This window comes from Bradyrhizobium sp. sBnM-33 (genome assembly GCF_032917945.1).
Taxonomy (GTDB): Bacteria; Pseudomonadota; Alphaproteobacteria; order Rhizobiales; family Xanthobacteraceae; genus Bradyrhizobium.
The window spans coordinates 3,148,067-3,173,286 of record NZ_CP136624.1 but is presented as its reverse complement, the minus strand read 5'-3'; the positions used below and the strand labels follow the sequence as shown (position 1 = coordinate 3,173,286).

At 61.4% G+C, this 25,220-nt stretch carries 27 protein-coding genes and 1 tRNA gene; 19 read left to right on the top strand and 9 right to left on the bottom strand.

Annotated features, from left to right (window positions below; genetic code table 11):
• Positions 1–73: 73 nt before the first annotated feature.
• Together RX328_RS14670 and RX328_RS14665 are read left to right on the top strand one after the other, a co-directional pair.
• The gene (locus RX328_RS14670; protein ID WP_213252278.1) at positions 74–1,912 is read left to right on the top strand and encodes a tetratricopeptide repeat protein; all 1,839 of its coding nucleotides are present in this window, start codon (positions 74–76) and stop codon (positions 1,910–1,912) included.
• Positions 1,913–2,186: 274 nt separating this feature from the next.
• Positions 2,187–2,939: an alpha/beta fold hydrolase gene (locus tag RX328_RS14665; RefSeq protein WP_213252277.1), complete on the top strand. Its 753-nt coding sequence runs from the start codon at positions 2,187–2,189 to the stop codon at positions 2,937–2,939.
• Between the two features lie 639 nt (positions 2,940–3,578).
• On the opposite strand, the gene RX328_RS14660 is transcribed toward RX328_RS14665, so the two are convergent.
• Both RX328_RS14660 and RX328_RS14655 read right to left on the bottom strand, forming a co-directional pair.
• Positions 3,579–3,920, bottom strand: a complete 342-nt coding sequence (locus RX328_RS14660) for a DUF1236 domain-containing protein (RefSeq protein WP_213252276.1) — start codon at positions 3,918–3,920, stop codon at positions 3,579–3,581.
• A gap of 69 nt (positions 3,921–3,989) precedes the next feature.
• On the bottom strand, positions 3,990–4,181 hold the full coding sequence (locus RX328_RS14655) for a hypothetical protein (protein ID WP_213252275.1): 192 nt from the start codon (positions 4,179–4,181) through the stop codon (positions 3,990–3,992).
• A gap of 722 nt (positions 4,182–4,903) precedes the next feature.
• Between RX328_RS14655 and RX328_RS14650 the strand changes: the two genes are divergently transcribed.
• Positions 4,904–5,287: a PRC-barrel domain-containing protein gene (locus RX328_RS14650; RefSeq protein WP_213252274.1), complete on the top strand. Its 384-nt coding sequence runs from the start codon at positions 4,904–4,906 to the stop codon at positions 5,285–5,287.
• A 260-nt stretch (positions 5,288–5,547) separates the two neighbouring features.
• Here RX328_RS14650 and RX328_RS14645 read toward each other — a convergent pair whose 3' ends face one another.
• From RX328_RS14645 to RX328_RS14635, 3 genes are all read right to left on the bottom strand, one after another.
• Entirely contained in the window at positions 5,548–6,573 is a 1,026-nt protein-coding gene (locus RX328_RS14645; RefSeq protein WP_213252273.1) for an ATP-grasp domain-containing protein, read from the bottom strand.
• A complete protein-coding gene (locus RX328_RS14640) occupies positions 6,570–7,553 on the bottom strand; it encodes a putative zinc-binding metallopeptidase (protein WP_249726492.1) in 984 nt (327 codons plus the stop codon). The genes RX328_RS14645 and RX328_RS14640 overlap by 4 nt, the downstream gene beginning before the upstream one ends.
• A gap of 272 nt (positions 7,554–7,825) precedes the next feature.
• Entirely contained in the window at positions 7,826–8,275 is a 450-nt protein-coding gene (locus tag RX328_RS14635) for an NUDIX domain-containing protein (RefSeq protein ID WP_249726490.1), read from the bottom strand.
• A gap of 960 nt (positions 8,276–9,235) precedes the next feature.
• On the opposite strand from RX328_RS14635, the gene RX328_RS14630 reads away from it, so the two are divergent.
• Together RX328_RS14630 and RX328_RS14625 are read left to right on the top strand one after the other, a co-directional pair.
• Complete coding sequence (locus RX328_RS14630) at positions 9,236–10,492, top strand: hypothetical protein (RefSeq protein WP_213252271.1); 1,257 nt, start codon at positions 9,236–9,238, stop codon at positions 10,490–10,492.
• A 92-nt stretch (positions 10,493–10,584) separates the two neighbouring features.
• On the top strand, positions 10,585–10,860 hold the full coding sequence (locus RX328_RS14625) for a hypothetical protein (protein WP_213252270.1): 276 nt from the start codon (positions 10,585–10,587) through the stop codon (positions 10,858–10,860).
• A gap of 4 nt (positions 10,861–10,864) precedes the next feature.
• Here the strand turns inward: RX328_RS14625 and RX328_RS14620 are convergent, their stop codons facing one another.
• Positions 10,865–11,524, bottom strand: coding sequence for a hypothetical protein (locus tag RX328_RS14620; RefSeq protein ID WP_213252269.1), 660 nt, complete (start codon positions 11,522–11,524; stop codon positions 10,865–10,867).
• Between the two features lie 71 nt (positions 11,525–11,595).
• Positions 11,596–11,672, bottom strand: a tRNA-Pro gene (locus RX328_RS14615).
• Positions 11,673–11,741: 69 nt separating this feature from the next.
• On the opposite strand from RX328_RS14615, the gene RX328_RS14610 reads away from it, so the two are divergent.
• From RX328_RS14610 to RX328_RS14595, 4 genes are read left to right on the top strand one after another with little or no spacing between them, the layout of a single operon-like run.
• Complete coding sequence (locus RX328_RS14610) at positions 11,742–12,731, top strand: L-threonylcarbamoyladenylate synthase (RefSeq protein ID WP_213252268.1); 990 nt, start codon at positions 11,742–11,744, stop codon at positions 12,729–12,731.
• 11 nt (positions 12,732–12,742) lie between these two features.
• Positions 12,743–14,194, top strand: coding sequence for an FAD-binding oxidoreductase (locus tag RX328_RS14605; RefSeq protein ID WP_213252267.1), 1,452 nt, complete (start codon positions 12,743–12,745; stop codon positions 14,192–14,194).
• 20 nt (positions 14,195–14,214) lie between these two features.
• Entirely contained in the window at positions 14,215–14,652 is a 438-nt protein-coding gene (locus RX328_RS14600; RefSeq protein WP_213252266.1) for a GNAT family acetyltransferase, read from the top strand.
• 14 nt (positions 14,653–14,666) lie between these two features.
• Positions 14,667–15,248, top strand: coding sequence for an NUDIX domain-containing protein (locus tag RX328_RS14595; RefSeq protein ID WP_213252265.1), 582 nt, complete (start codon positions 14,667–14,669; stop codon positions 15,246–15,248).
• Between the two features lie 199 nt (positions 15,249–15,447).
• On the opposite strand, the gene RX328_RS14590 is transcribed toward RX328_RS14595, so the two are convergent.
• A complete protein-coding gene (locus RX328_RS14590; RefSeq protein ID WP_213252264.1) occupies positions 15,448–16,212 on the bottom strand; it encodes an SOS response-associated peptidase in 765 nt (254 codons plus the stop codon).
• A 62-nt stretch (positions 16,213–16,274) separates the two neighbouring features.
• On the opposite strand from RX328_RS14590, the gene RX328_RS14585 reads away from it, so the two are divergent.
• The 6 genes from RX328_RS14585 (at position 16,275) to RX328_RS14560 (ending at position 20,529) form a co-directional block, all read left to right on the top strand.
• The gene (locus RX328_RS14585; protein ID WP_409410812.1) at positions 16,275–16,787 is read left to right on the top strand and encodes a hypothetical protein; all 513 of its coding nucleotides are present in this window, start codon (positions 16,275–16,277) and stop codon (positions 16,785–16,787) included.
• Between the two features lie 96 nt (positions 16,788–16,883).
• On the top strand, positions 16,884–17,300 hold the full coding sequence (locus RX328_RS14580; RefSeq protein WP_213252263.1) for an NUDIX hydrolase: 417 nt from the start codon (positions 16,884–16,886) through the stop codon (positions 17,298–17,300).
• Between the two features lie 63 nt (positions 17,301–17,363).
• Positions 17,364–17,741, top strand: a complete 378-nt coding sequence (locus RX328_RS14575; RefSeq protein WP_065727355.1) for a TIGR02301 family protein — start codon at positions 17,364–17,366, stop codon at positions 17,739–17,741.
• 5 nt (positions 17,742–17,746) lie between these two features.
• A complete protein-coding gene (locus RX328_RS14570) occupies positions 17,747–18,382 on the top strand; it encodes an HAD family hydrolase (protein WP_213252262.1) in 636 nt (211 codons plus the stop codon).
• Between the two features lie 87 nt (positions 18,383–18,469).
• Positions 18,470–20,116, top strand: coding sequence for a sigma-70 family RNA polymerase sigma factor (locus RX328_RS14565; RefSeq protein WP_213252261.1), 1,647 nt, complete (start codon positions 18,470–18,472; stop codon positions 20,114–20,116).
• Between the two features lie 146 nt (positions 20,117–20,262).
• Positions 20,263–20,529, top strand: a complete 267-nt coding sequence (locus RX328_RS14560; RefSeq protein ID WP_171708332.1) for a hypothetical protein — start codon at positions 20,263–20,265, stop codon at positions 20,527–20,529.
• Between the two features lie 161 nt (positions 20,530–20,690).
• Here the strand turns inward: RX328_RS14560 and RX328_RS14555 are convergent, their stop codons facing one another.
• On the bottom strand, positions 20,691–22,025 hold the full coding sequence (locus RX328_RS14555) for a dihydroorotase (RefSeq protein WP_213252260.1): 1,335 nt from the start codon (positions 22,023–22,025) through the stop codon (positions 20,691–20,693).
• 150 nt (positions 22,026–22,175) lie between these two features.
• Between RX328_RS14555 and RX328_RS14550 the strand changes: the two genes are divergently transcribed.
• The 4 genes from RX328_RS14550 (at position 22,176) to RX328_RS14535 (ending at position 24,931) form a co-directional block, all read left to right on the top strand.
• Positions 22,176–23,057: a YgfZ/GcvT domain-containing protein gene (locus RX328_RS14550; RefSeq protein ID WP_213252259.1), complete on the top strand. Its 882-nt coding sequence runs from the start codon at positions 22,176–22,178 to the stop codon at positions 23,055–23,057.
• 10 nt (positions 23,058–23,067) lie between these two features.
• Positions 23,068–23,697, top strand: a complete 630-nt coding sequence (locus RX328_RS14545; RefSeq protein WP_213252258.1) for a DNA-3-methyladenine glycosylase I — start codon at positions 23,068–23,070, stop codon at positions 23,695–23,697.
• Positions 23,694–24,308 (top strand): YfbR-like 5'-deoxynucleotidase, encoded by a 615-nt coding sequence (locus RX328_RS14540; RefSeq protein WP_213252257.1) that lies wholly within the window; start codon positions 23,694–23,696, stop codon positions 24,306–24,308. Before RX328_RS14545 ends, RX328_RS14540 begins: the two co-directional genes overlap by 4 nt.
• A gap of 116 nt (positions 24,309–24,424) precedes the next feature.
• Positions 24,425–24,931, top strand: coding sequence for a tyrosine phosphatase family protein (locus RX328_RS14535; RefSeq protein WP_213252256.1), 507 nt, complete (start codon positions 24,425–24,427; stop codon positions 24,929–24,931).
• The last annotated feature ends 289 nt before the right edge of the window (positions 24,932–25,220 follow it).

Sequence of the window (25,220 nt, the reverse complement as noted above, 5' to 3'; positions counted from 1 at the left end):
CGACATTTTGTAGCAATCATTGAACCTTTCTAAACGCCTTAGGACCCATATGACGAACGTTTGGGAGCACGACATGGCCATCTCCAGGCACTCTCGCACGCTGCTTGCTTCCACTGGAGCCGCAGCTCTCGCAGGCACCTCGTTGGCGGCGCTGCTGGCATACAATATTGCAACTCTCGCCGACGCAGGCGCCAGCGCCAGGGACATTTCCCTCGCTGATCCGGATGTTGCGCTCTGCAAGACAGCGGGCGAGAGCGGTCGACCGGGCATGATGCTTCGTCTTGCGCAAACCGAAGTGCCGCGCGCGGAGATGAGTGCTGCCTCTTCTGCACCGGCATTCGCGGACACCGAGCCGCCGCTATGGGACGGCCTCGGATCCATCACCTACAAGATCACGACCAAGAACGAAAAGGCGCAAGCCTATTTCAATCAGGGTCTGCGCCTGGCCTACGCCTTCAATCACGGTGAGGCGCAACGCGCGTTCCGCAAGGCGCAAAAGCTCGATCCCGATTGCGCCATGTGTTTCTGGGGCGAAGCATTGGTGCTTGGCCCCAATATCAATCTGCCCATGCAGGAGGATGCCATCGCGCCCGCTTATACCGCCGCACAGAAGGCGATAGCTCTTGCCGGCAAGACAACGCCTCGGGAGCAGGCCCTGATCAGCGCTCTCGCTGTGCGCTACAGCAACGATGCCAAGGCGGAACGTGCGCCGCTCGACAAGGCCTATGCCGCCGAAATGGCGAAAGCCGCGGCGCAATTTCCCAACGACAACGAAATCGCCACGCTTTATGCCGAGGCGGTGATGGATCTCAGCCCGTGGGATTACTGGAAAAAGCCAGTTGGCCGCGAACCCAACCCGCAGAGCGTACCGATCGTGCCGACATTGGAGCGAGTGCTGGCGCGCAATCCAAATCATGCCGGCGCGATCCATTTGTACATCCATGCGGTCGAGGCCTCTGACCGACCCAAGCGCGCGGAGCCCTATGCGGACCGCCTGCGTAATTCGGTGCCCGGCGCCGGCCATCTCGTGCACATGCCGAGCCACATCTATTATCGTGTTGGGCGTTATCTGGACGCTCTGCAGGACAATAAGGCCGCTGTCAAAGTCGACGAAAAATATCTGGCTGACACCAACGCGCCTCCCGGCGTCTACAGGATGGGCTATTATCCGCACAACGTGCACTTCGTGATGGCGTCCGCGCAAATGGCGGGCGACGGGAAAACCGTAATTACAGCCGCGGAGAAGTTGGGAACGCTCATTCCGGATGAGGCCGCCCGTGGCATCGCGCTGGTGCAGCCCGTCAAAGCAGCGCCGTATTTCGCGCACGCGCAGTTCAGTTCACCGGAGGCCATCCTGGCGCTACCCGACCCGGGTGATGCTGTCCCCTACGTCAAAGCGATCTGGCTCTATGCCCGCGGCGTGGCGCTGGCAGCGCAGGGCAACTTCGAGGCCGCAACGGCGGCGGCCGATGCGATCGAGAAATTGGAGCGCGAGTCCGACTTCAAGCTCCTGAAGGAATCCAACATACCGGTACAGGAAGTGCTTCGTATCGCGCGCACCGTGGTCATGGGGCGCGTGGCACAGGGTAAAGGCGACAAGAGCGGCGCCGTTGTCCAGTTCGAGCAGGCGGCTAACTTGCAGGATGCCTTGCCTTATACGGAACCGCCTTATTGGTATTATCCAATCCGGCAGTCGCTCGCAGCAGCCTTGCTGCAGGCCGGTCGCTACACTGAGGCGAAGCAGCAATTCGAGCTTGCGCTGCGGCGGGCACCCGCCAACGGCTGGTCGTATTACGGTCTGGCCGAGCTGCATAAGGCACGCGGCGATGCCGCTGGCATGCGCAAGGCCCGGGCTAATCTTGCGAAAACCTGGATTGGCGACCGCAAGCTGTTGCAGATTTCAAATCTTTGAAGCGTGACGCTCACCTTTATAACATCCAGCACCGACCGGCGCTCAGCCGGCCACGCGCTGCCATGTACGCGGAAACGTTTGCTAGTATGAACAGGCAGTTGCGCTCTCATAGGATCGGCCCCTCGTGATCGCTGCGGAACAATCCGCCCGGACACCTTCTCCTACTAGCCGTTCTCGACCTATGGCTAATACCCGGCCCAACTAGGGTCTCCCCTGTCGTGAGCTGAAAATGGAGCGAGCCAAAGCCTTGCCGAATTGAAAGGGCGGTCGAGTAATGAGCGATTTGTTCATGGAAGCATGGGGGTCGGGCGTGCCCGTCGTGTTAGTGCACGGTTCACTGGCAACAGGATCCGACGAGTGGCAGGCTCAGCGACCGCTGGCCGACAGCGGCTTTCGTCTGATAGTTCCGGACAGGCGTGGTTATGGGCGAAGTCCCGCGGCTCAAGGTGAGGATTTTCTAGTCGATGCCGACGACATTGCCGGTCTCATGGGCAATGGCGCGCACCTTGTAGGGCATTCCTACGGTGGTCTCGGCGTGCTGTTCGCCGCCGCCCGCCGTCCCGAAGCGGCTCTATCTATTACATTACTGGAACCCGCTACCTTCGCGTTGGGCCAGCACAATGAAGCAGCGAGGACACTCGTGGGAGAGGTTCGCTCTCTCTCTCTCTGGGATCAGAAGGCTCCGGACGAGGAATGGGTCATTCGTTTCCTGGAAACTGTGGGAAGTGATCCGAGCGCTCTTTCCCCCGAACTGATCGCCGCTGCAGTGCCGCTTGTACCCGTCTTCCGCCGCGGTCGGCCGATCTGGGAGGCTGAACCGCCGCTTGCTAAGCTGGCGTCTGCCCCCTTCCCCAAACTCGTGATATCGGGTGGGCACAGTGCAGGCTTCGACGCGATCTGTGACGACCTAGCGCAACGAATCGGCGCTTCCCGCATGGTGATCGAAGGTGCCGGCCACGAGATCCAGTTCACCGGAGAGCCGCTCAATCACGCGCTAATGACTTTATGGAGCCACTCGTCTCCTTGAATGCGAGAGTTAGTAGCTCTACGGCAGATCATTACCGTTCGAAGGTACAGGACCGCTAAGGTTCATGTGGACCGCGGAGTGTTCAATGCCCGATCTGAGAGTAACCCCGGTTTGGTTAAGGTTTGCTTATTCCATTGAAGGGCTGTCCAAACGCGGTCATGCGAGGGCATTGCTTCTGGCTCGCGAGTTCTGCGACTCAAATGTTTCATGGTTGACGTTTGCAATCTCGAACGCCGCGGCAATGTCAGCAGTTACGCCGATAACGCATTCGAATTTGGGCCGTGAAACCGGCCGACGTCCGGTTTGGGGTCGTCCCTTTCGGAACTCGGGCCTCGTGACAGAGATGTTCGCTCTACCCTCGGAAGCGGACATCGTCAGGTGACAACGGCAGGTCCGAAAAGTGCCAACAGAAGACATTCAAACGCGGGAACCGCGCGGCGGAGGCGGCTAACGGTCGGGCCATAAATCCCATAGACTGCTTCGAACGTCGGTCCGTCAGACGTGCTCACTTCGATACCCACGCGGGGAACCTCCTGACCGTATCGCGCGCAAGATCGGCGAGGGACAGGTGTATCAAAAAGAAGAAGCCCGCGCCGATTTCGGCGCGGGCTCTTCCGTTATCACCAAAAGTTCGGTCGTTCAGTCGACCTCGTGCACAACGGTTCGGGTGCCGGGATCCACCAGCATCACGCGGTCATTGGAGTAGACGTAGCGATACCTGCTGACAGAGGGCCCCCAATCTGCCGGGACTGCTTCAAGTTCAACGCTGGTTGGGACCTTGGCGCCGACAACGATTTTTTCTTGTGTCGTCATGGACCGAACCTTCTTCTCAGTGACGTAGCTCTTGATCTTGGTGCGATACTGCGGCTCGATTTGAATAGCCGCATTTCCGGTGCCGGTGGTGGTGGTAACGGTGGTCTGCGCAATAGCAGCCGTCGCCAGGATCGACGCAGCAGCAGCAATCGTGAAAAGTTTCTTCATCGTTATCTCCTAAGCCGCTTGAGTGCGGCGCTGCCTAACGCCGAAGAAAACTAAAATGTTCCGCCTCTCTTACGCCGCGTTTCCTCTGGCCCGTCGGCTGTCCAACGCTTTGTCGATGGTAAATTCGGCATCCAATACCGCGTCGGCCCGAGTAAGTGCGATGCCAGTCCGCATTCTGGTTGCGTCAAGAAAGACAATCCATTTCCAGCAAAAGGGAATTGTCGCTTGAATGATTTCAAATTGAATAGCTTTGTATTCCATGGCCGCGATCTCAAATCGCGACCACGGCCGCTGTTGCAGTGACGGCAAGAGTCACGATTGCAAAAGCAAGTCCGATGAGTTTCAAGCCGTTTGTGTCCGCCATTTTGATCCCCGTCAATTAAGATAATAATTCGCCTTGCTTAGTGAAGTTTCAGGTCAGGCCCTTATCCAAAAGCATATCGCAGCGAGACGGTGATACCGGCTGCCATGAGACTTGCCATCGCGCCCAGCGTCCAATCGGGTCTAGCACTTCGAAGAGCTAGGCGGATCAGAGCCTTTGCGAAGTTTGCCATCCTCCTTCACCAACTCTCAGATCCTAAGCGAGCTAGATAAGAAAGGCCGCAGCACGTCAGTTCTTCTGGATCGCTTTCACCAGCTTGCCATTTTCCGCTTAAGTACCTCTCAAGCGAGCAACGACGCGGATCGGCGGCGTCGACGTCGTCGTGCGTCGCCAAGTGCAAGTTCCACGTTCGCTGCACAGCAGTCTTCAGAGGAGAATCGTCGTCCATCTTTGACTCCAAGATGCCGTTCTTAGATTAAATTCGTTTGCCTTGAAAAAGTTGCCGCTTTTTCCCGACACCATGATGCTTGGCGAGGAATTTGGAGTGGATGCCGACGACGATGGGCTGGTGGGTTGCGGGTGAGAAATGTTCTCGGAAATTAGGAACGAGGCCGTAGCGGCCGAGTTAAGGCGGCAAACTCACTATTGATGGAGGAAGGCCATGGCCCGTGCGACAGCCCATCCGGATCATCAATGCATCTCGAGCGAAGACATTCATGGAACCGAGGTTTATGGAGCAGATGGAAAGAATATCGGTGAGATTGATCACCTCATCATCGATAAGGTGTCAGGTCGCGTGGCCTATGCCGTCATGAGCTTTGGCGGATTTGTTGGGTTAGGCCACAGCCATTATCCCATCCCTTGGGGCGCTCTAACATTTGATACGTCGCTTGGTGGTTTCCGAACAAATATCACCGAGCAGCAGTTGAGGGACGCGCCTGAGTTCAGTGATGACTCGTGGCAGGATCGAGACTGGGAAACGCGCACCCACCAGTACTACGGGACACCCACGTACTGGGAGTCGCGAGGCGGCCTAATACGCTAGGCTGCGCATCTGAACAGGCGGCTGGAGCCAGCCAGCCAGCCCATCAAAAGGCCCGCAGTGCTGCAAACACTGCGGGCCTTTTTGAGCCGGATGTCTGCTAAGGGCATCGTGTTGCAATCCTGGCGAATTGGCCCGATTGACCTTAACGGGCCCAATTTGGGTTGTCGGATCGGAAGCTAAAACATCCTCAGAACTGCGACCTTCGAGAACAGCCGGACATAGATGAATCGGCATGGGAATCCCTCTTCCGCATACCCGTCTCAGCCTATGGATGCGCCGGCGGTTGCCCGGCTTATTCCGAGCGCCAGAATGCGATGCAAGAGACCCAGGTAATCAAGTCCGTCATGCCCTGCCGCTGTAGCGAACTCTTGGCTCTTCGCGATTTCGGGATTGGGGTTCGCTTCAATAAAATACAGGGTACCGTCGGCAGAGAGGCGAAAATCGATGCGCGCGTATCCGTCGAGCCCCAGTGTTCGGTAGATGCGTTTCGCTGTTCGCTGAATGCGGGCGCGTACCCCCGGCGCAAGGTCCTTGGCCGGCCCATCTACAATTCCCACGCGCTCCTGATAACTGGGATCGTGTTTGACCTTCTCGGTGGCTATGGCCTGGCCGCCCATGGTGCCGAATTTCAGTTCCCAAACCGGCAACACTCGCAACCGATTGTTGCCGAGCACGCCGACATAAAGCTCACGCCCGTCGATATATTGCTCGGCGATCGCGGCGGTTCCGATCCGCTCGTGGACGAAGGCGACGCGCTCCGCGAGCTTCTCGTCCGTATCGACGACGGATGCCTGCGAGATCCCCCGGGATCCATCCTCGTTCAGGCTCTTGACGATCAACGGCAGCGCAAGACGCGCTGGGCGTTTGACCTTTCGGCGCATCGGGAATACGGCGAAGGCCGGCACCGCGATCCGGCGATGGTGCACCAATGTCTTGGACAGATCCTTACCGCGCGCCAAGATCAGACCACGCGGGTTACACCCAGTATACGGGATCTGCATCAGTTCGAGATAGCTTGCGACGTGCTGGTCATACGTGGGCTCGTTGTGAAACTGCTCCAGCAACGTGAACACCACGTGCGGCTTGAAACTTTCGATCTCCTCGCGCACCGGCTTGATTTCCTCCTGCGCACCGAGCGGGCGAACATCATGGCCGGCCGCACGCAAGGTGCTCACGACGTCGTATTCTGTTTTCCATTCGTTGATTTGCCGTGCCGTGTATCCGTCGGTGGAGTCCGGGGGCACGAAGTCCGGATGCATGAGCACCAGAACGCGCAGGCGTCTCATAGCGCGATCCACTTTCGCCGCGAAGGACCGAACAGCGCGTGCATGGTCTTGGCGGTCAACAGGACGGTGAAGTCAGTAACAAGCTTTCGATCGGAGCCGACAGCGCGCAGATTGAGCTCTCGGCAGCGGGAGATCATGTCGTCAAGTACAGCATCAAGCGTGAGTTGGTTCTCGCCCGTCCACCGCGCGACCAGTTGCCTGAAGTGGGCGCGGTGCCGCCTGATGAATGCAGAAGCCGGCTGCCCCCGGCGATGCCGTGGATCGGCGGAAAAGAGCCGAGAGAGGTCGCGGTCGTAAGTCTTCGGTGGCCTAAAGGCGTAGAACGCCTGCTTCTTTTTATAGTGGTCGCCGAGTGTTTGGCTGAGTTCATGCAGCGGATCGACACGCTCCCGCGTCGTGACTAGCGGCCGCTTCCCGGCGATTTCCTCCATCAGTTCGTCGACATATTCGAGCTTCTTCAGCGCTGGCCAGCCGGCATAGCGCGTCCGCCAGTTTGAACGCGGCCGCAGCCACACCGCGAAGGTTTCAGCGAAATCCTCGTCCGGATGGCTCTGTGCGTACCAGAGCCGAAGATGCTGGACATATTGCCGGCTGGCCGGATTGGGCCGGTAGTAGCGTGGGTAGTGTTTTGAGGACCGGCCGAACAGCTGCTGCCAACGCCGGCGGCGCTGCAGCTGATAGCCGTGCTGGATGGCATGGCCTGCCTCATGGCGGAGGATGGCCATGCATTCGGACCACGTGCCACCCTCGACGTCGAGCATCATTTTCTTCTCGAGCTTCATCAGGCGGGGATGGGTGAGATAGAATGGGATGGCAATGCCGGGCACATCTGCCGGACTAAACCATTCGCTCGATATCCATGTATGTGGCCGCAGCCGGATGTCCCGCTCTTCCAGCTCTTCATAAAGAGTGCTGATACAATCCTCGAGCCAATTGCCTTCGACCGCAACCCTCAGACTACTGAGGCGCTGCTGGAGCAACTGCTCATCCGATAGGCTTTCCCAAGCATATTTCCGGCGGGGCATAGGCACTAGAATTCATAACAACTGGGTACTCAGATGGTGTCATAGGATGCTGCTGACAACAACCGCCGAGTCTCCGCGGCGCGCCGTTGTTCAGCGACCCTCGTCGGCTTTGGGTTCAAATAACGGACCTCGACGTAGCGCGATCGGCACGTCGGCTTTCCGCCGAGCAACGGAAATCAGTCGGATATGGGATGTTATGGAAGCAGTCGGCCAGTGGTCGAGGCCTACTAGCTGCCTTCAGCCCGACTGAGTGTTTCCAACAGACGATCCAGGAACGCTGCTTGGCCTTTCAGGATCTTAAGTCGCGCCTCGGCAATGCCAAACCAGGACGCGCGATCAATCTCAGGAAATGATTGCCGTCGCCCAGACCGCGGCGGCCATTCCATCTCGAACGTGTTGCTCTGAAGATCGGCTGGGTCCCAGTCCTCTTCAATTGCCCACATGTGGACGACCTTGCCGCTTGGTTGCTTGGCACTGCCAAGCGGAATTGCTTCGCCGCCCGGACGGTAGCCGGTCTCTTCGGCGAACTCACGCACTGCGGCCGAAAGCGGGGATTCGCTAGGCCCAATCAAGCCTTTCGGAATGGTCCAGGCACCCTGATCCTTACGGCTCCAGAACGGACCGCCCGGGTGCCCGAGCAAGACTTGAACGTCCTTGTCCTTTTGGTGGAACAGCAAGAGGCCTGCGCTCTGTATCTTGGAGAGGCACGGACATGCATCGACGCAAACCTAGGAAACTGGCACATCGTCGTATTGAGCAGGGTCAACTACCGACTAGGCGGGGAGTTTCCCGTCTTTAAGAACCCTACTCGTGGACCGGCCAATCTAAGGTTGACGCCTGCGTGCACCCTCCAAGCAGGATCATAACTCACCCGTTAGGTGGGTCTGTGAAAGCTGTGCGAACCCCCTCCTGCTCCACGACACGGGTTACTGGGGCTTAATCGCGCCTATCCCATCGCACGGAGAAAAAGGTCCTGGAATATTGTGGCGGAGGGAAAGGGATTCGAACTGGCGGTACGCGCATCCAGCGCGAGGTGTCGGTGGCGGTTCTGAATAGGCAAGAAGCCGGTCATCGAGCCGCGTTGTCGCCCTGCCCCTGCCGATCACGTTGTCGGGAGAAGATGGTCAGCCGGCTGCCAAAAAACACCGTTTGAAAAACCGTTTTAGTTCGGCCGCCTCAAACGGTTTTCTTCGCTAAGTCTCTGAGAAGCTTGGTGGGCGCACCAGGGCTCGAACCTGGGACCCGCTGATTAAGAGTCACAGACCTTCCGATTTGTACTCTGAAGTCGCCGATTGCCGCACCGCCAAGGCAGCAAGCTTCTCGAAGAGCGAATTTCGCGTACACGTTGAACAGAACGGCCGAGGCAAAGGTCTCGCGAATTCACGAGTACCGGGTCCCAACATGCGCAAGCGTAACACCGACAAGCTCGCCCGCGCTAAAGCACGGCCCAATCCCGCCCAATGGGGCGAGGACGAAATAATGACTCTGATCGAGGCTGCTGCTGTGTTTTTTCCGGAAGGCCCATTGACATTATCATCATTGCGCAGGGAAGCGGCCGCTGGGACTCTTGAAATCGCCAAAGTGGCGGGCAAGGATCTGACCACGCCTCGTTCTATCCGCAAATTGGTCAAGCCATCATGCCGGGCCGCAAAGCCAAGCCACCACGACTCTGGTTCAGAGAGGACGACAACACCTGGATCATCCTCGACCGTGGCCGGCAAATCCGCACAGGCTGCAGCCGCGACGACGTTGACGGCGCTGCGAAAGCGCTCGAAACCTACATCGGCGGACGGCACACAACCACGATCGGCGCAACCGATCCTGACGTCCTCGCCATAGCCGACGTCCTCACAGCCTACGAAATATCCAAACGCCCCAAGGACAAAAATGACAAGCGCGCGTGGGCGCAACACGATCTGCTGCTCATCCGGCTCCTCGATCTCAATGGCTTCTTCGGTGACAAGACGGTCGGGAAGCTCAGGGGCCAGCTCTGCCGCGACTTCGTAGACTGGTCCACCGGCACGCCGAATGAAAACAACAGGCAGGCCGGGATTAGGCCACGTCAAGGCAACGTTTCCGATCAAACCGCGAGGCGGCGGCTCGAGGATTTGCGGGCTGCTGTCAACGCGTACCACGCGGAGCACACGCTGAGCGTCGTTCCGAAGATTACCCTGCCTCCCAAGGCCGAAGGCCGTCACCGCTGGCTGACGCGCACTGAAGCCGCGCGGCTGCTTGGTGCCGCGATCGGCTACGTTTGGGACAACGGACGAGGGTCCTGGAAGCGCAAGGAAGATGGCATGTTATTGCGTCGCGAGCGTTGGATCATCCGGCGACGCTATCCAGCTACCCGCTTTTGCCTGATTGGCGTTTACAGCGCACGGCGCGAGGAAACGATCCGGCGAACACAATGGCTCCCCACTACCACGCATCCCTGGATGAACCTGGACGCCATGGTCTATCAGGGCAAAGGCGCTCTGGAGCGGTCGACCAAGAAGAGGCGCCCTCCGGCAAAGATCGCCAGCCGCCTGCGCCCTCACCTGCTCCGCTGGCGCAAGATCGACCAAACGCGGTCGGCCGAGCTGCGCGCGGCTGGCATTCTGGAGAACGGCGAGCAAATCCGGTTCGTCGTCAACCGCATGAACGACGGCCAGCCGCTTGCCGGCAAGATCAGGTCAGCTTGGGAGGGGATTTTGGAGGATGCGGGGCTCGGTGATGATGTCGTCCGGCACTCACTACGCCACACAGCGGCGACCTGGCTGATGCAGGCCGGCGTAGACATGTGGGAAGCTGCCGGCTGGCTCGGGATGACGGTGGAACAGCTAGAGGCAAACTACGGCCATCATCACCCGGATTTTCAGGAAGAGGCAGCAGAGGCGTTTAGGGGAAGACGGTAGTTGCCATAAGGCGGCTCATTCGAGCTATGCTTCGTACCTCTGTAGTGCGACGCCTCCCCACCGTCTTATCTAGACATATCAAGGAGCTGAAATTGGATTACGAAGAAGAGATCAACGCCCTGCACGCGGAGACTTTGGCGATGAGCATCATCATCGGCCAGATTCTGTCCAAATTGGCGACGAACCCATTGCTCCGCCCCTCGATCGTGGAAGGCTTCAACCAAGCTGCTGAGGTCGCCGACAGCGTGGCTATTCGGTTCGGCAAATCAGCCTCTCCCGAACATACGGTCAAGACAATCCGCATTATCGAGGAAATACGGACCGCAGTGCTCGGAAACGAGGGCAAGCAGCCGCGGCACCAAGTCTAGTCGGCTAGTCTTTCTTGATGACGCGCGGGCCAATCATATTGGGGAAAAAAACGGCCATAAAACCTTCGCCATAGGGCAAACGATAGCTGCGCTTGTCATCGTCGACGTTGAATGAAAATTCCCGCCATCTCTCAAGAAACATCTTGGGATCGAGTCCAAGAATCTTCCCGGGGTTGTCGGGATCCGGTGGCCCAAACTTTGCGACCAACTCGACACGTGCGCCGGGAGGGATGTTCCCAACACTCCCGAGAGGAACGATTTCGTTGCCGGCGACAATTTCGAGCGGAAGGCTTGTTCCGTCCACCGCCGAGACGATCGCTGCGGATTTGATTCGCAATTCAGTTTTCGATTTATTCATTCCGGGAAATCGCAAGGCAAAAACGTTACGCGCTGAAAGCGGGCCGCCTTCCATCGAGACGTTGGTGAACCAGATCAGCGGGCCTTCGTCTTCGGCAATGGGCGGCTGGGCCGCCGACTTTGATCGCGCCTTAAGATCCGTGTTCTCGCCCCGCAGTCCGTCGCGCTCGGTCTTCAGCGTAGAAATTTCACGCTCGTATACCGTCTTCGCAAACCAGAAGGTCGATCCGGCCACAACTGCCATTACGGGCAGCAATGCCTTCCAAGCGGAAAGAAGCTTCTCAAGGTGATCCCCGAACTCGGCCACCAGTTCTCCTTCAATTCATTGCGCATTTCATTGCGCGCAAAAATCGTCGAAAGTATAAGTACTTGAAAGGATGGTCGGAGTGGCAGGATTCGAACCTGCGACCCCTGCGTCCCGAACGCAGTGCTCTACCGGGCTGAGCCACACTCCGACTTGGAACGCGGCTTATAGCCTTGGGTTTCGGCGACCGCAAGCAGCCGAATTAAGGAAATTAATCACAGTGAATGTTGGCCTGAAAACCCAGATTTTGCCCGCCGGCGAGGCCGCCGTGGCGGCTGCCGCGCGTGCACTTTCAGCGGGCGGACTGGTGGCGTTCCCGACCGAGACGGTCTACGGCCTCGGCGCCGACGCCACCAATCCGGCCGTGATCGCCCGCCTCTACCAGGCCAAGGGCCGGCCCGCCTTCAACCCGCTGATCGCCCATGTCGGCGATCTCGCCGCCGCGCGGCAAATCGCCCGGTTTGACGCGGCTGCGACGGCGCTCGCCGAAGCGTTCTGGCCCGGCCCGCTGACGCTGGTGCTGCCGAAGACGGAAGGTTGCGCAGTCGCCGATCTCGCCACGGCGGGCCTCGATACGGTTGCGGTCCGCATTCCGGCCCACCCGGTGGCGCGCGACATCCTGCGCGAGTTCGGCGGGCCGGTTGTGGCGCCGTCCGCGAACATCTCGGGCCACGTCTCGCCGACTACCGCGGCCCATGTGCAGAGCGACCTCGCGGGGCGGATCGACCTGATCGTCGATGGCGGTGCGGTCGAGGTCGGCGTCGAATCGACCATCGTCGGCTGCTTTGACGCGCCGATGCTGCTGCGCCCCGGCGGCCTGCCGCGCGCCGAGATCGAGCGCGTGCTTGGCCGCGCGCTGGTGCAGCCGGCGGATGCCCAAAGCGAAAGCGGGCAGCCGCTGGCGCCGGGCATGCTGGCCTCGCATTACGCGCCGCGCGCGCGTGTGCGGCTCAATGCCGTCGCGCTCGAGCCGGGCGAAGCATTGCTCGCGTTTGGCCTCGGAGCAATTTCGGGAATTGACGCCGCCTCGAGCGTGATGAATCTGTCGGAGCGCGGCGATCTCGACGAGGCCGCCGCCAACCTGTTCGGACATCTTCGCGCGCTCGACAGCAAAGGCGTGCGCACCATCGCGGTGATGGCAATTCCCGACGAAGGATTGGGCGAAGCCATCAACGACCGGCTGCGCCGCGCAGCGGTGGGGCGGGAATGAAAGAGAAAAAAATGAATATCGTCCAAGGATCTGTCCAAGGATCTGTGCAAGGTTCCCTGCCGCCGCTTCCCGCCGAGTTGATCGCAAAATTTCGCGCTATTGTCGGCGACAAATACGCGGTGACCGATGCCGCCGATATTGCACCCTACGTCACCGAGGAACGCGACCTGTTCCACGGCCGCTCGCCACTGGTGCTGCGGCCGGGTTCGACGGCAGAAGTGTCCGCGATCTGCAAGCTCGCCAGCGAACACAGGATCGCGCTGGTCCCGCAGGGCGGCAATACCGGCCTGGTCGGCGGGCAGACGCCGCATCATGGCGAGGTCGTCGTGTCGATGCGGCGGCTCGACAAAATCCGCGAGATCGATCCCGCCTCCAACACCATGACGTGCGAGGCCGGCGTGGTGCTGCAGATCGCGCAAGCTCGCGCGGCCGAAGTCGATCGCCTGTTCCCATTGTCGCTCGGCGCCGAGGGCAGTTGCACCATCGGCGGCAATCTCTCCACCAATGCCGGCGGCACGGCGGCACTCGCGTATGGCGTAGCGCGCGAGATGGCGCTCGGGCTCGAGGTCGTGCTGGCGGATGGCCGGATCCTGAACGGATTGTCCAAACTGAAAAAGGACAATACCGGCTACGATCTGCGCAACCTCTTCATCGGCGCCGAGGGCACGCTTGGCATCATCACCGCGGCGACGCTAAAGCTGTTTCCGAAGCCGCGTGCAGTGGAGACCGCCTATGTCGGTCTCCAATCGCCGGCGCAGGCGCTGAAACTGTTGTCGATTGCGCAGAATGAGGCCGCCGGCAGCCTGACCAGCTTCGAATTGCTGGCCGACATCGCCGTCGATTTCAGCCTGCGTCACGGCATCGACATCCGCGATCCGCTCTCGACCAAGCACCCCTGGTACGTGCTGATGGAATTGTCGTCCTCGCGCGACGACGCGCGTGACGCGCTGGAAGCGATCCTCGCCAAAGGAATGGAAGAAGGCATCGTCGATGATGCCGTGATCGCGGCAAATCTCTCCCAGCGCGCCGCGTTCTGGAAACTGCGCGACGAGATGTCGGCGGCGCAGAAGCCGGAAGGCGGCTCGATCAAGCACGACATCTCGGTGCCGGTTGCGGCCGTTCCTGCGTTCATCGAGGAAGCCAATGCGGCGGTTGTAAAACTCATTCCGGGCTCGCGGCCGGTGCCGTTCGGCCATCTCGGCGACGGCAACATCCACTACAATGTCAGCCAGCCGATCGGCGGCAATACCGCCGACTTCATGTCGCGCTGGCATGAGGTGAACGAGGTGGTGTTCGCGATCGTGCTGCGGATGGGCGGATCGATTTCCGCCGAGCACGGCATCGGCGTGCTCAAGCGCGACGAACTGCCCGACGTCAAGGACAAGGTTGCGATCGAACTGATGCGCGGCATCAAGGCGATGCTCGATCCGCTCGGCATCATGAATCCGGGCAAGGTGCTGTGACAGCACCCGCGACGAAGCCCGTGTCTGCGCTCTCCATCACCGACATCGTGGATGCCGACGTCGCGGCCGGGATCGCGCTGTGGCAGGCCTGCGGCCTGACGCGGCCGTGGAACGATCCCGCCAGCGACATTGCCCTCGCCCGCCGCGGGCCGAACTCGACCGTGCTGATCGGCCGCGAGGGTGGCGCGATCGTCGCGACCGCCATGGTCGGCCATGACGGCCATCGCGGCTGGGTCTATTACGTCGCCACCGATCCCGATCGCCGCGCGCAAGGCTATGGCCGCGCCATCATGAACGCGGCCGAGGACTGGCTGCGCGCGGCGGGCATACCGAAACTGCAATTGCTGGTGCGGCCGGAAAACTCTGATGTCGCCGCGTTCTATCAGTCGATCGGATTCGGCGAGCAGCAGATCCTGTTCTTCGCGAAATGGCTCGACGGCCGCGAGCCGCCGCGGTGAGCTGAGGGATTGCCATGAGCCTCGCAGATCGTGTCCGCGTCAAGAACGTCAGCGTGCTCTCCGACCGGCACTATCGGTTGGAGGAAGTCGAGTTCGACTATCGCCGCGGCAGCGGCGAATGGCAGACGATGAAGCGGGAGGTTTTCGACCGCGGTCATGCCGCAGCGCTGCTGGCGTACAATGTCGCAAGCCGCACCGTCGTGCTGACGCGCCAGTTCCGCCTGCCGCCCTATCGTGCCGGTCACGACGATCTCATGATCGAGGCCGCCGCCGGCATGCTCGATGACGAGACTCCCGAGAATCGGATTCGCACGGAGGCGGAGGAGGAAATCGGCTATCGATTGCACGATGTGCGCAAGGTGTTCGAGGCCTTCATGAGTCCCGGTTCGATTACGGAGAAGCTGCACTTCTTCGTCGCCGAATACGAAGCTGCGATGCGGGTCGGTGACGGCGGTGGACTGGCCGACGAAGGCGAGGACATCGAGGTGCTGGAATTGCCGATCGACCAGGCGCTCGCGATGATATCGGACGGCCGCATCGTCGACGCCAAGACGATCATGCTGCTGCAATACGCAGCGCTGAATATTTTTAAGTGAGGACCGTAGACCGTAGGGTGGGCAAAGCGCAGCGTGCCCACCGCACGACCGTATAACCCTCATGGTGAGGAGCGCGTAGCGCGTCTCGAACCATGCGGCCCCGCTGGTGCCACTCATCCTTCGAGACGCGCGAAGACGCGCTCCTCAGGATGAGGTCTGACAGGGAATTGCGAGGAAACGACTCAGGTTGAGTCCCACTTCAAAACAGCGAGCCCTGCCCGTCATCCTCCGGCACCGCCGCCACCTTACGCGGCGCAGCTCGCTTCGCAGGCTTCGGCTCCTCCGCCGCACGCTCCTCCTCCGTAATCGGCAGCAGCAATTGCGCATCGTCATTGACCACGCGGTTGACGCGGCTGGAAATCTCGTGCCAGGCGAATTCGCCTTCAACAGGCCCGCGCAGCAGCGGCATGACGTCCTCGGCGTCGTGGATGCGGCCGTCGAGCCAGCGCTCGAATTCGTCAGGCGCGATCGTCACGGGCACGCGGTGATGCAGCGTGGCGAGATCGCGGCTCGCGGGCGCGGTGACGATGGCGACGCCGTCAGTCTCCTCGCCGTTCGGCCCCATCCAGGTCTCCGCGAGTGCGGCAAAGCCGACGGGACGGCCGTCGCGGCGATGGATGAAGAACGGCCGCTTGCGGCCGCCAGCGTCCTGCCATTCGTAATAGCCGTCTGCCGGGATCAGGCAGCGCCGCCGCTTGATGGCGTTTTTGAATGCGGGCTTGTCGAGAACCGTCTCGGAGCGCGCGTTGATCAGGAGCGTAAATTTACGGGGATCTTTCACCCAAGCCGGCACCAGGCCCCAGCGCATCAGCCGAAAGTGGCGGCCGCCGTTTTCCAGAATCACCACCGGAATCGGTTGAGTCGGCGCGATATTATACCGCGGCGGGAAATTGGGCTGCTCGATATAGCCGAAGATTTGCCGAAGCGCCTCCGGCGGCGAGGTGATGACGAAGCGTCCGCACATTATCTAACCAACATAAGCTTCTGTTTAATAGGTGTTAACCCCAGATGTTAACAGTGGGATGGATGACCTCCACGGCCGCCACAGAAGTGCGATCCGATCCCATGATGCCGCCACCGACGGGCCGTATAGACGAGGCCCGCGCGGAGCAGTTGCGCGCCGCCAACATCAATCCCCGCACCGGGCTCGCCACCGACTATCTGAATCATTTCAACGAAGCCATCATGCTGCTCGAAATGGTTCCGGACATGCCGGAATGCGCCGAGGATTTTCTCACCTGGACCCCATTGTCCTACGCCGAGCACTTCTGGGCCTCAAACTTCAAGGCGCGCGACCTCGCGATCGAGGCTTATGAAGGCGCCGATCCCAAGGTCCGTGCCGATTTCGACAAGCTCACGGCGACCATGACCTCGATCCTGACCGCGGTAGGCAAGGCGATGCGCGAAGCCCAGCAGGACAAAACCCGCGCCACGCTGGCCGAACAGGCCACCGCCTGGGTCAAGCCGCTGGTTGCGATGGCTGGTGGCGTCATCAACGGCCATGCCGAGGCGGACTTCGAGGCCGTGATGTCGAACTAGCCGCCTCACGCTTCGCTTGAGCGGGGCTGCATTAGACCTGCGCGGACCGATCGGGCATGATGGTCCCGGCGAGTTCCCCGCTTACCGGATTCACCCTTGGCCCCTATCCAGCCGATCCGCCCCCAGCTCGCCGTCAGCGGCGCGATCTTCCGCGACGGTAAGGTGCTGCTGGTCCGCCGCGCCCGCTCGCCGGGAAAGGGCTTCTACTCGCTCCCCGGCGGCCGGGTCGAATTCGGCGAATCCCTGCATGCCGCGCTCCACCGCGAGGTGGACGAGGAAACCGGTTTGCGAATCGATATTTTGGGCCTGGCCGGCTGGCGCGAGGTGCTGCCCGGGGCCGGCGGCGGCGGGCACTACGTGATTATGTCGTTCGCGGCGCGCTGGGCGGCCCGGGAGCCGGTCCTGAACGACGAGCACGACGATTTCAAATGGCTGGCGCCGGATGGGCTCGGCAACCTAAAGGTCACCGGCGGCCTGCTGGAGGTCATCGAGGCCGCCCGGAAGCTGGTCTAGGGGGTCCCTACCGGCACCTCACGTCTTGCCTCCGGCGTATTGAGGGGGCATATCGGCCCTCAAATGCTCAAACACGCCCTCGCCGCCCTCATTCTCATTTCGGCATGCCACCTGGCCCCCGCACGCGCCCAGGACGCGGCTGCGCCGTTTGACGGCGACCTGCAGCGGCTGGCTGAGATTCTAGGCACGCTGCACTACCTCCGGGGCATTTGCGGCGCCAATGAGGGGGCGAAGTGGCGCAACGAAATGCAGGCGCTGATCGATGCCGAAACCCCTTCCGGCGACCGCCGCGCCCGCATGATCGCCGGCTTCAACCGTGGCTACAACGGCTTTCAGCAGACCTACCGGACCTGCACACCCGCGGCTTCGGTCGCGATCCGCAGATATATCGAGGAAGGCTCAAAAATCTCGCGCGACCTCACCGCGCGCTACGCGAACTGAAGCCCATGGACGCGATCTATTTCGACCTCGACGGAACGCTGACCGATCCCAAACCCGGCATCACCCGGTCAATCCAATACGCGCTGCAACGGCTCGATCATCATACGATTCCGACCGAGGACGAACTGACCTGGTGCATCGGCCCGCCGCTGCGCTCAAGCTTTGTGAAGTTGCTCGGCGATCACTCCGCGGACCGCGCGGTGACGCTCTACCGAGAGCGATTTTCCGACATCGGCCTCTACGAAAACGGCGTATACGACGGCATCGACGAGGTGCTGACGGCGCTCCGCGCCTCCGGCCACCGGCTGTTCGTCGCTACCAGCAAGGCGCACGTGTTCGCCGAACGCATCATTGACCATTTCGGCTTGCGGAAGCACTTCGAGCGCGTGTTCGGCGCCGAGCTCGACGGCACCCGTGTGGACAAGTCGCATCTGCTGGAATACGCCCTGAAGGAAGTATCGGTCGATCCGACCAAGGCGCTGATGATCGGTGATCGCAGCCACGACATGGTCGGCGCAAAGAGCAACCGCATGAAGGGCGTCGGCGTGTTGTACGGCTACGGTAGCCGGGCCGAGCTGATCGAGGCCGGCGCGCACCGTGTTTGCGCCACGCCCGGAGCGATCCTCAGCTGCATTTCTTGAAGCCTGGCCTGCCGCAAGCCACTCGAAATTGTTTTCATTTGTTCTAAAGGTACACTGCCCTCCCTGGCACCTTGTGGGTGAGAGGGCATGGCGATGGATCACGAGCAACTGGTTCGAAAGGCACGCGAAGGCGACGTCAGCGCCTTCGTCGACCTGACGCGACGCTTCCAGCATTTCGCCTTCGGCTCGGCGCTGGCCCAGGTGCGCGATTTCCAGCAGGCTGAAGATATCGTTCAGGAGGCCTTCGTAGCCGCTTGGTCGGCGCTTCCCACGCTTGACGAACCCAGGGCATTTCCCGGCTGGCTCCGCGGCATCGTCCGCCATCATGCGTTCCGGGTGTTGCGCCGCAAGCAGTTGCATGCCGTGCCTATGGCCGAAGCGGAAGAAATTCCAAGCGACGATCCGACGGCGGAACACATCGTCGAGCAGCGCCGCCAGGCTGCGGCTGCTCTCGCCGCGATCTCAGAACTCCCCGGTGCGCTGCGCGAACCAGCAACACTGTTCTTCGTCCACGAATGTTCGCATCAGGACGTCGCGACTTTCCTCGGCCTCTCGGTCGCGACCGTCAATAATCGCCTGCACGCCGCCCGCACCCATCTGAAGCAAAGGATGCTGACCATGGTCACTGATACGCTGCACGCCCAGGGACTGCCGGACGATTTCGCCAGCCGCATCGGCCGCTTGATCGAAACCCATGGCGACATCGTGGAAGCCCTGTTCGATCCGGCGTCGCCGCCAGATCTCATGAGCGAACTCACCGTCAGCGACGAAGCGCGCAAACAGGGCGTCACCATTCAGGTCATGCAGCGACCAGGCGGCGGCCTTGTCCGCGGCATCGCGACGGCGCCGGTGACCGCGCTGCCGCGCGGCGCCACCGTACTCAACGCGCGCCGACGGGCGACGGCGCCGATCAATCACATGCAGCTCGAACGACTGCTGCCTCTGCTTGCGGCAGCGACCACCGACGGCCGGCAATCCAATGAAGTCGTCGAGACCGGCATCAAGGTCATCGACGTGATGTGCCCGATCCGCGGCGGCGGCAGCGTCGCTATCGCGGGTGAATACGGCACCGGGATCACCGTCAATATGGAGGAAATCGTGCGCCGCATCAGCAAGGGCGTTCATCCCGTTACCCTGTTCGTGCTCTATCCGCCGCCATCCGATATCTGGCCGCCTTCGCTTGACGAGAAACGTTCAATCGCTGATGCGTTGAAGGCGGAAGGGTACAGCGAAGGCACCGTGGGCTCCGTGCAGACGTTCTTTCTCGGCGGCGAACATCAGCCATGGACGACAGAGAAGCTGGCCAAGCTCGCATCGATTGATACCGTCATCCATCTCACGCGCAACATGATCCTCCAGAAGAACTACCCGGGGGTCGACCTGTTGACGACAAGATCAAGGCTGGTGGACGACAACCTGATCGGTGCTGAGGAGCTGGATATAGCCCGGCGAGCGCGCGAAGCGATCGCCCTGTTGGGCGCCGCGGAAGATACTCCGCAAGCGGGAGCGGAAACCGTCGCGCTGCAACGGGCGCGAAAACTACAGGCGTTCTTCTCACAGCCGTTTTTCGTGGCGGAGCCGTTCACGAAACGGCCGGGCTCCTATGTCAGCCGCACCGAGGCCCTTCGTAGCTCCCGGGAGATCCTCGATGGCCGTCACGACGATCTCCCCGCCGACGCGTTTTATTTCACCGGTGGTATCGAGGAGATTCGCGGCCGAATGGGCGGCACCTGATCGGTGCCGGGAACCGCCGCTCGAAATATCGGCACCGCGTTAACCTTTCCTAAAGATGTGGCCTAGGCGGCCCCGTACCGCGTGCTACAGCTTGTCGGGTTAGGATGCGATCCGCCCTGGTTCGCGCGCAGATTTCGTTGAGCTTCATGAGCCGCCCAGCCGCCTTTTCGATCGCCCACGACCCACTTCCCGACCTCGAACAGAAGCAGACTGCCCTTAGCTATCTGAGCGAGGCCTGGGCGGAAGCGCGGCACGATGGCGTCGACGGCGACTGCCTGGCGCAGGCGAGCCTGTTCACGGCGCTCGCCGAACTGGTCTCGACTTATGGCGAGGACGCGGTGGCGAAATTCGCCGAAGGTCTTTCGGCGCGCGTGCGCAACGGCGAGTTTTCGCTGACGCTGGCGAAGCAGTAGCAGCAAAGTTCGGATGTCGTCACCCGCCTTGTGCGCAATTGGCGCACAGGGGCGGGTGACCCAGTACGCTGCGCCTTCTCGATAGAATACAAACTTCTCTGGAATGCTGGGTCGCCCGGTCAAGCCGGGCGACGACAGTTGTATTCGGAACGACCTCCGAGCTACACCCTCAACGTCTCCAAGAACCGCACCGGTTCGCCGGTGGAGGGCGTCGTTACCTCGCCCTCCCACATCACGCGCCTGCCGCGCACGAAGGTGCCGACCGGCCATCCGGTGACGCGCATGCCGTCATACGGCGTCCATCCCGCTCGCGAGGCCACCCATTTGTTGGTGATGGTCTCAGAGCGTTTCAGATCGACGATGGTGAAATCGGCGTCATAGCCCGCCGCGATGCGGCCCTTGCAGGCGATGTTGTACAGCCGCGCAGGACCTGCGCTGGTGAGATCGACGAAACGCTGTAGAGAAAGCCGGCCCGCGTTAACGTGGTCGAGCATCAAGGGCACCAGCGTCTGCACGCCGGTCATGCCGGAGGGCGAAGCGGGATAGGTCTTCGCCTTTTCCTCCAGCGTATGCGGCGCGTGGTCGGAGCCGAGCACGTCGATGATACCCTGCTCGATGCCATACCAAATTCCCTCACGGTGATCGGCCGAGCGCACCGGCGGGTTCATCTGTGCAAGCGTGCCCAGCCGCTCGTAGCATTCCGGCGCGGCCATGGTGAGATGATGCGGCGTCGCCTCACAGGAGGCGACGTCCTTGTGGTCGCGCAGATAGTCGATCTCCTGCTTGGTCGAGATGTGCAACACGTGGATGCGCTTGCCGGTCTCGCGCGCAAGATTGACCAGCCGCTGGGTTGCCATCAGCGCCGCAGTCTCGTCGCGCCATACCGGATGCGAGCGCGGGTCGTCCTCGATGCGGAGCGACTTGCGGTCGTTGAGGCGATACTCGTCCTCGGCGTGGAACGCAGCACGGCGGCGGATTACCTGAAAGATGCGCCGCAGGCTTTCGTCGTCCTCGACCAACAACGCGCCGGTGGAAGAGCCGATGAACACCTTTACGCCGGCACAACCCGGTGCGCGTTCCAGTTCGGGCAGATCAGCCACGTTCTCGCGGGTGCCGCCGATGAAGAAGGCAAAGTCGCAATGCATGCGATGGCGGCCGGCGTTGACCTTGGCAGTGAACGTCTCCTCGGTGACCGTGAGCGGATTGGTGTTTGGCATCTCGAACACCGCGGTAACGCCGCCCATTACGGCGCTGCGCGAGCCGGTCTCGAGGTCTTCCTTATGCGTCAGTCCCGGCTCGCGGAAATGCACCTGCGTGTCCATCACGCCGGGCAGGATGTGCAGGCCCCTGCAGTCGATGGTCTCGCCGGCCGAGGCCTGGCCGAGCCCCCCGATCGCAGCGATCCGGCCATTGGAAATGCCGATGTCGCGGATGCCCTCACCGTCCTCATTGACCACGGTGCCGGATTTTAGAATGGTATCAAATCGCTGATTCATCGCTGCTTCATGGTCCTCTGGCGCTCGCTTTAAGGCCTTGTTGACAGCACCTTAGCGCCTTACGTTCTCATGTGATATCCGGCTCCTGCGTTTTCCCAGGAACTTGAAAGCTCACTGCGAACCGCACTGCAAAAGAGGCCGTTTTACCTAATGAAAGCAGCGTTTCTTCCGGATCGGGGCGTGGTCAAGGTCAGCGGCGAGGATGCACGCAACTTCCTCAACGGCCTCGTCACCACAGACGTCACGCCGCTGCAGCCCGGCCTTGGCCGGTTCGGCGCGCTGCTGACGCCGCAGGGAAAAATCACGACGGACTTCCTGATCACCGAAGCCCCTGCAGGCCACGGCGGTGGCTTCCTGCTCGATGCGCCCCGCGTGCTGGCGCAGAACCTCGCTGACAAGCTCGGCTTCTACAAGCTGCGCGCCAAGGTCGCGGTGGAAAACATCTCCGACAGCATGGGCGTGCTGGCCGCCTGGGGCGGCGAGCCTTCGACGAAGCCCGATCTGGCCTTTGCCGATCCGCGGCACCAAGCGCTGGGCTGGCGCATTCTCGTCCCCGAAGACCTCACGCAAAAGGTGGCCGAGTTGATCGGCGCCGAGCTCGTCGACAGCGAGGCCTACGAGGCGCATCGCATCGCCGTGGGCGTGCCACGCGGCGGCCTAGACTTCATGTACAGCGATGCATTCCCGCACGAGACCAACATGGACCGCCTGCACGGCGTCGATTTCGACAAGGGCTGCTATGTCGGCCAGGAGGTGGTGTCGCGCATGCAGCATCGCGGCACGGCGCGCACGCGGATCGTGCGCGTCACGCTCGAAGATTTTTCGCCCGAAACCGGCGTTGCCGTGCTCGGCGGCGACAAGCAGGTCGGTACCATGGGATCGACTGCCGGCGGCCACGGCCTCGCACTGGTCCGGATCGATCGTGTTGCGGATGCGCTTGATGCAGGACTTTCGTTGACCGCCGGCGGCCTTGCGATCCGGCTGACCGATCCGAACGACCTTCGCGTTCCACCGAAGCAGACCGTCGCATGAGCAAAGTTCTATGAGTAGATCTGCCGCCCGCCTGCACGCCGACGGCAAGACACGGTGCCCGTGGCCCGGCGAAGACCCCTTCTACATGGCCTATCACGACACCGAATGGGGCGTGCCTGAGTATGACGACCGCGCCCTCTACGAAAAACTGATCCTCGACGGCTTTCAGGCCGGGTTGTCGTGGATCACGATTTTGCGCAAGCGCGAAAACTTCCGCAAAGCGTTCGACGATTTCCAGCCGGAAAAGATCGCGCGCTACAACGCCAGGAAAATCGAAGCGCTGATGAACGATGTCGGCATCGTGCGCAACCGCGCCAAGATCGAAGGCGCCGTCAACAGCGCCAAGGCCTATCTGAAGATCATGGAGGAAGGTCCGGGCTTCTCCAAATTCCTCTGGGACTTCGTCGACGGCAAGCCGATCGTCAACCAGTTCAAGACCACGGCCAGTGTACCGGCCTCGACGCCTATCTCGGTCAAGATCTCAAAGGAACTCGGCGCGCGCGGCTTCAAATTCGTCGGCCCGACCATCGTCTACGCCTTCATGCAGGCTACCGGCATGGTCAACGACCATCTGGTCACGTGCTTTTGCCACGAGACCTGCAGCGGCAAACTGCGCAAGCCCCGCCTTAAGGCCAAATGACGGCACGAAGATCGTCCAGCGTCGCCACGCGCGCCTGGCAGCGGATGCTGTCGGGGCGGCGGCTCGATCTGCTCGATCCTTCCCCGCTCGATATAGAGATCGCCGATATCGCGCATGGCCTGGCGCGCGTGGCGCGCTGGAACGGGCAGACCAGCGGCGCTCACATCTTCTCGGTGGCACAGCACACGCTGTTGGTCGAAGCCGTGATGCGTGAGCAGATGCCGCGCGTCGACGCCCGCTTCCGCCTCGCGGCGATGCTGCACGACGCGCCGGAATATGTCATCGGCGACATGATCTCGCCGTTCAAGGCAGTGCTCGGCGGCGACTACAAGGTGGTCGAGAAGCGCCTGCTGGCCGCGATCCATATTCGCTTCGGCCTGCCGCCAATTCTCGCCGATGAAATCACGAGGGCGATCAAAGCGGCCGACCGCGGTGCGGCCTATCTCGAAGCCACCCATCTGGCAGGATTTTCGGTAAGTGAAGCGAAGCGCCTGTTCGGCAGGGACCCCGGCCTCCCCGAGGCCACGGTGCGAGACTATCTGACGCCGTGGACCGCGGCCCGGGCCGAAAAGCAGTTTTTGGCGCGATTCGAGCTACTATCGTCAACGTAGGGTGGGCAAAGGCGCGCTTGCGCCGTGCCCACCATATGGCAAAAATGGTGGGCACGCTTCGCTTTGCCCACCCTACAGATTATAATCGCGGCAACCAAGACTGCCCAGGGAACGCTATGCTTCACGTCTGTTCGCTTGCCGCACTTCCCGACACCGTCAGGACAACCGGCGCCAGCCACATTCTCACGGTGATGGCCAATGTCGATCAGGTGCAGCGCCCGGCCTCGGTGCTCGAGGCCAACCATCTGAAAATCTCGATGGACGATATCATCGAGGAGATGGACGGCTTTGTCGCGCCGGCGCATCACCATATCGAACGAGTGCTGGAATTCGTCCGAAGCTGGAACCGCAGCGCACCGATGGTCGTGCATTGCTATGCCGGCATCAGCCGCTCGACGGCGAGTGCGTTTGCCGCCGCCTGCGCCCTTAATCCGCATCGCGCCGAGATCGAGATCGCCCGGCAAATTCGCGCCCGCTCCCCGATCGCGTCGCCGAACCGGTTGATCGTCAGCCTCGCAGATAAGGCGCTGGGCCGTAAGGGGCGAATGCTGCGCGCGCTGGACGAAATGGGCCCGGGCAGCATGATGGTCGAAGGCCGGCCGTTCCGACTAGATCTGGAATGACGCGGCGTTTGCCGGATGCTGCGCAGCGCCATCAGCGCGTTCACGCACGTCTTTGACGCGCTATGCTTGCGGCGTGATGCGCTGCTGATCCGGGGTCCATTGGCATCGTCCCGGCTCTGCGGAGCAGCGTTGACGGACGATGCTTCGCATCGCCTAGGCTGCACCGCGTCCGGGACACGGATGCGCCCATGACGCCCGGATCGGCGTGAACTTTTAGCAGACAAAGGCACACAAAGGATTGCAACCGGGCTGCCGACGTGGCCGGTTAACGCTCTGACGCGCCTGCCTG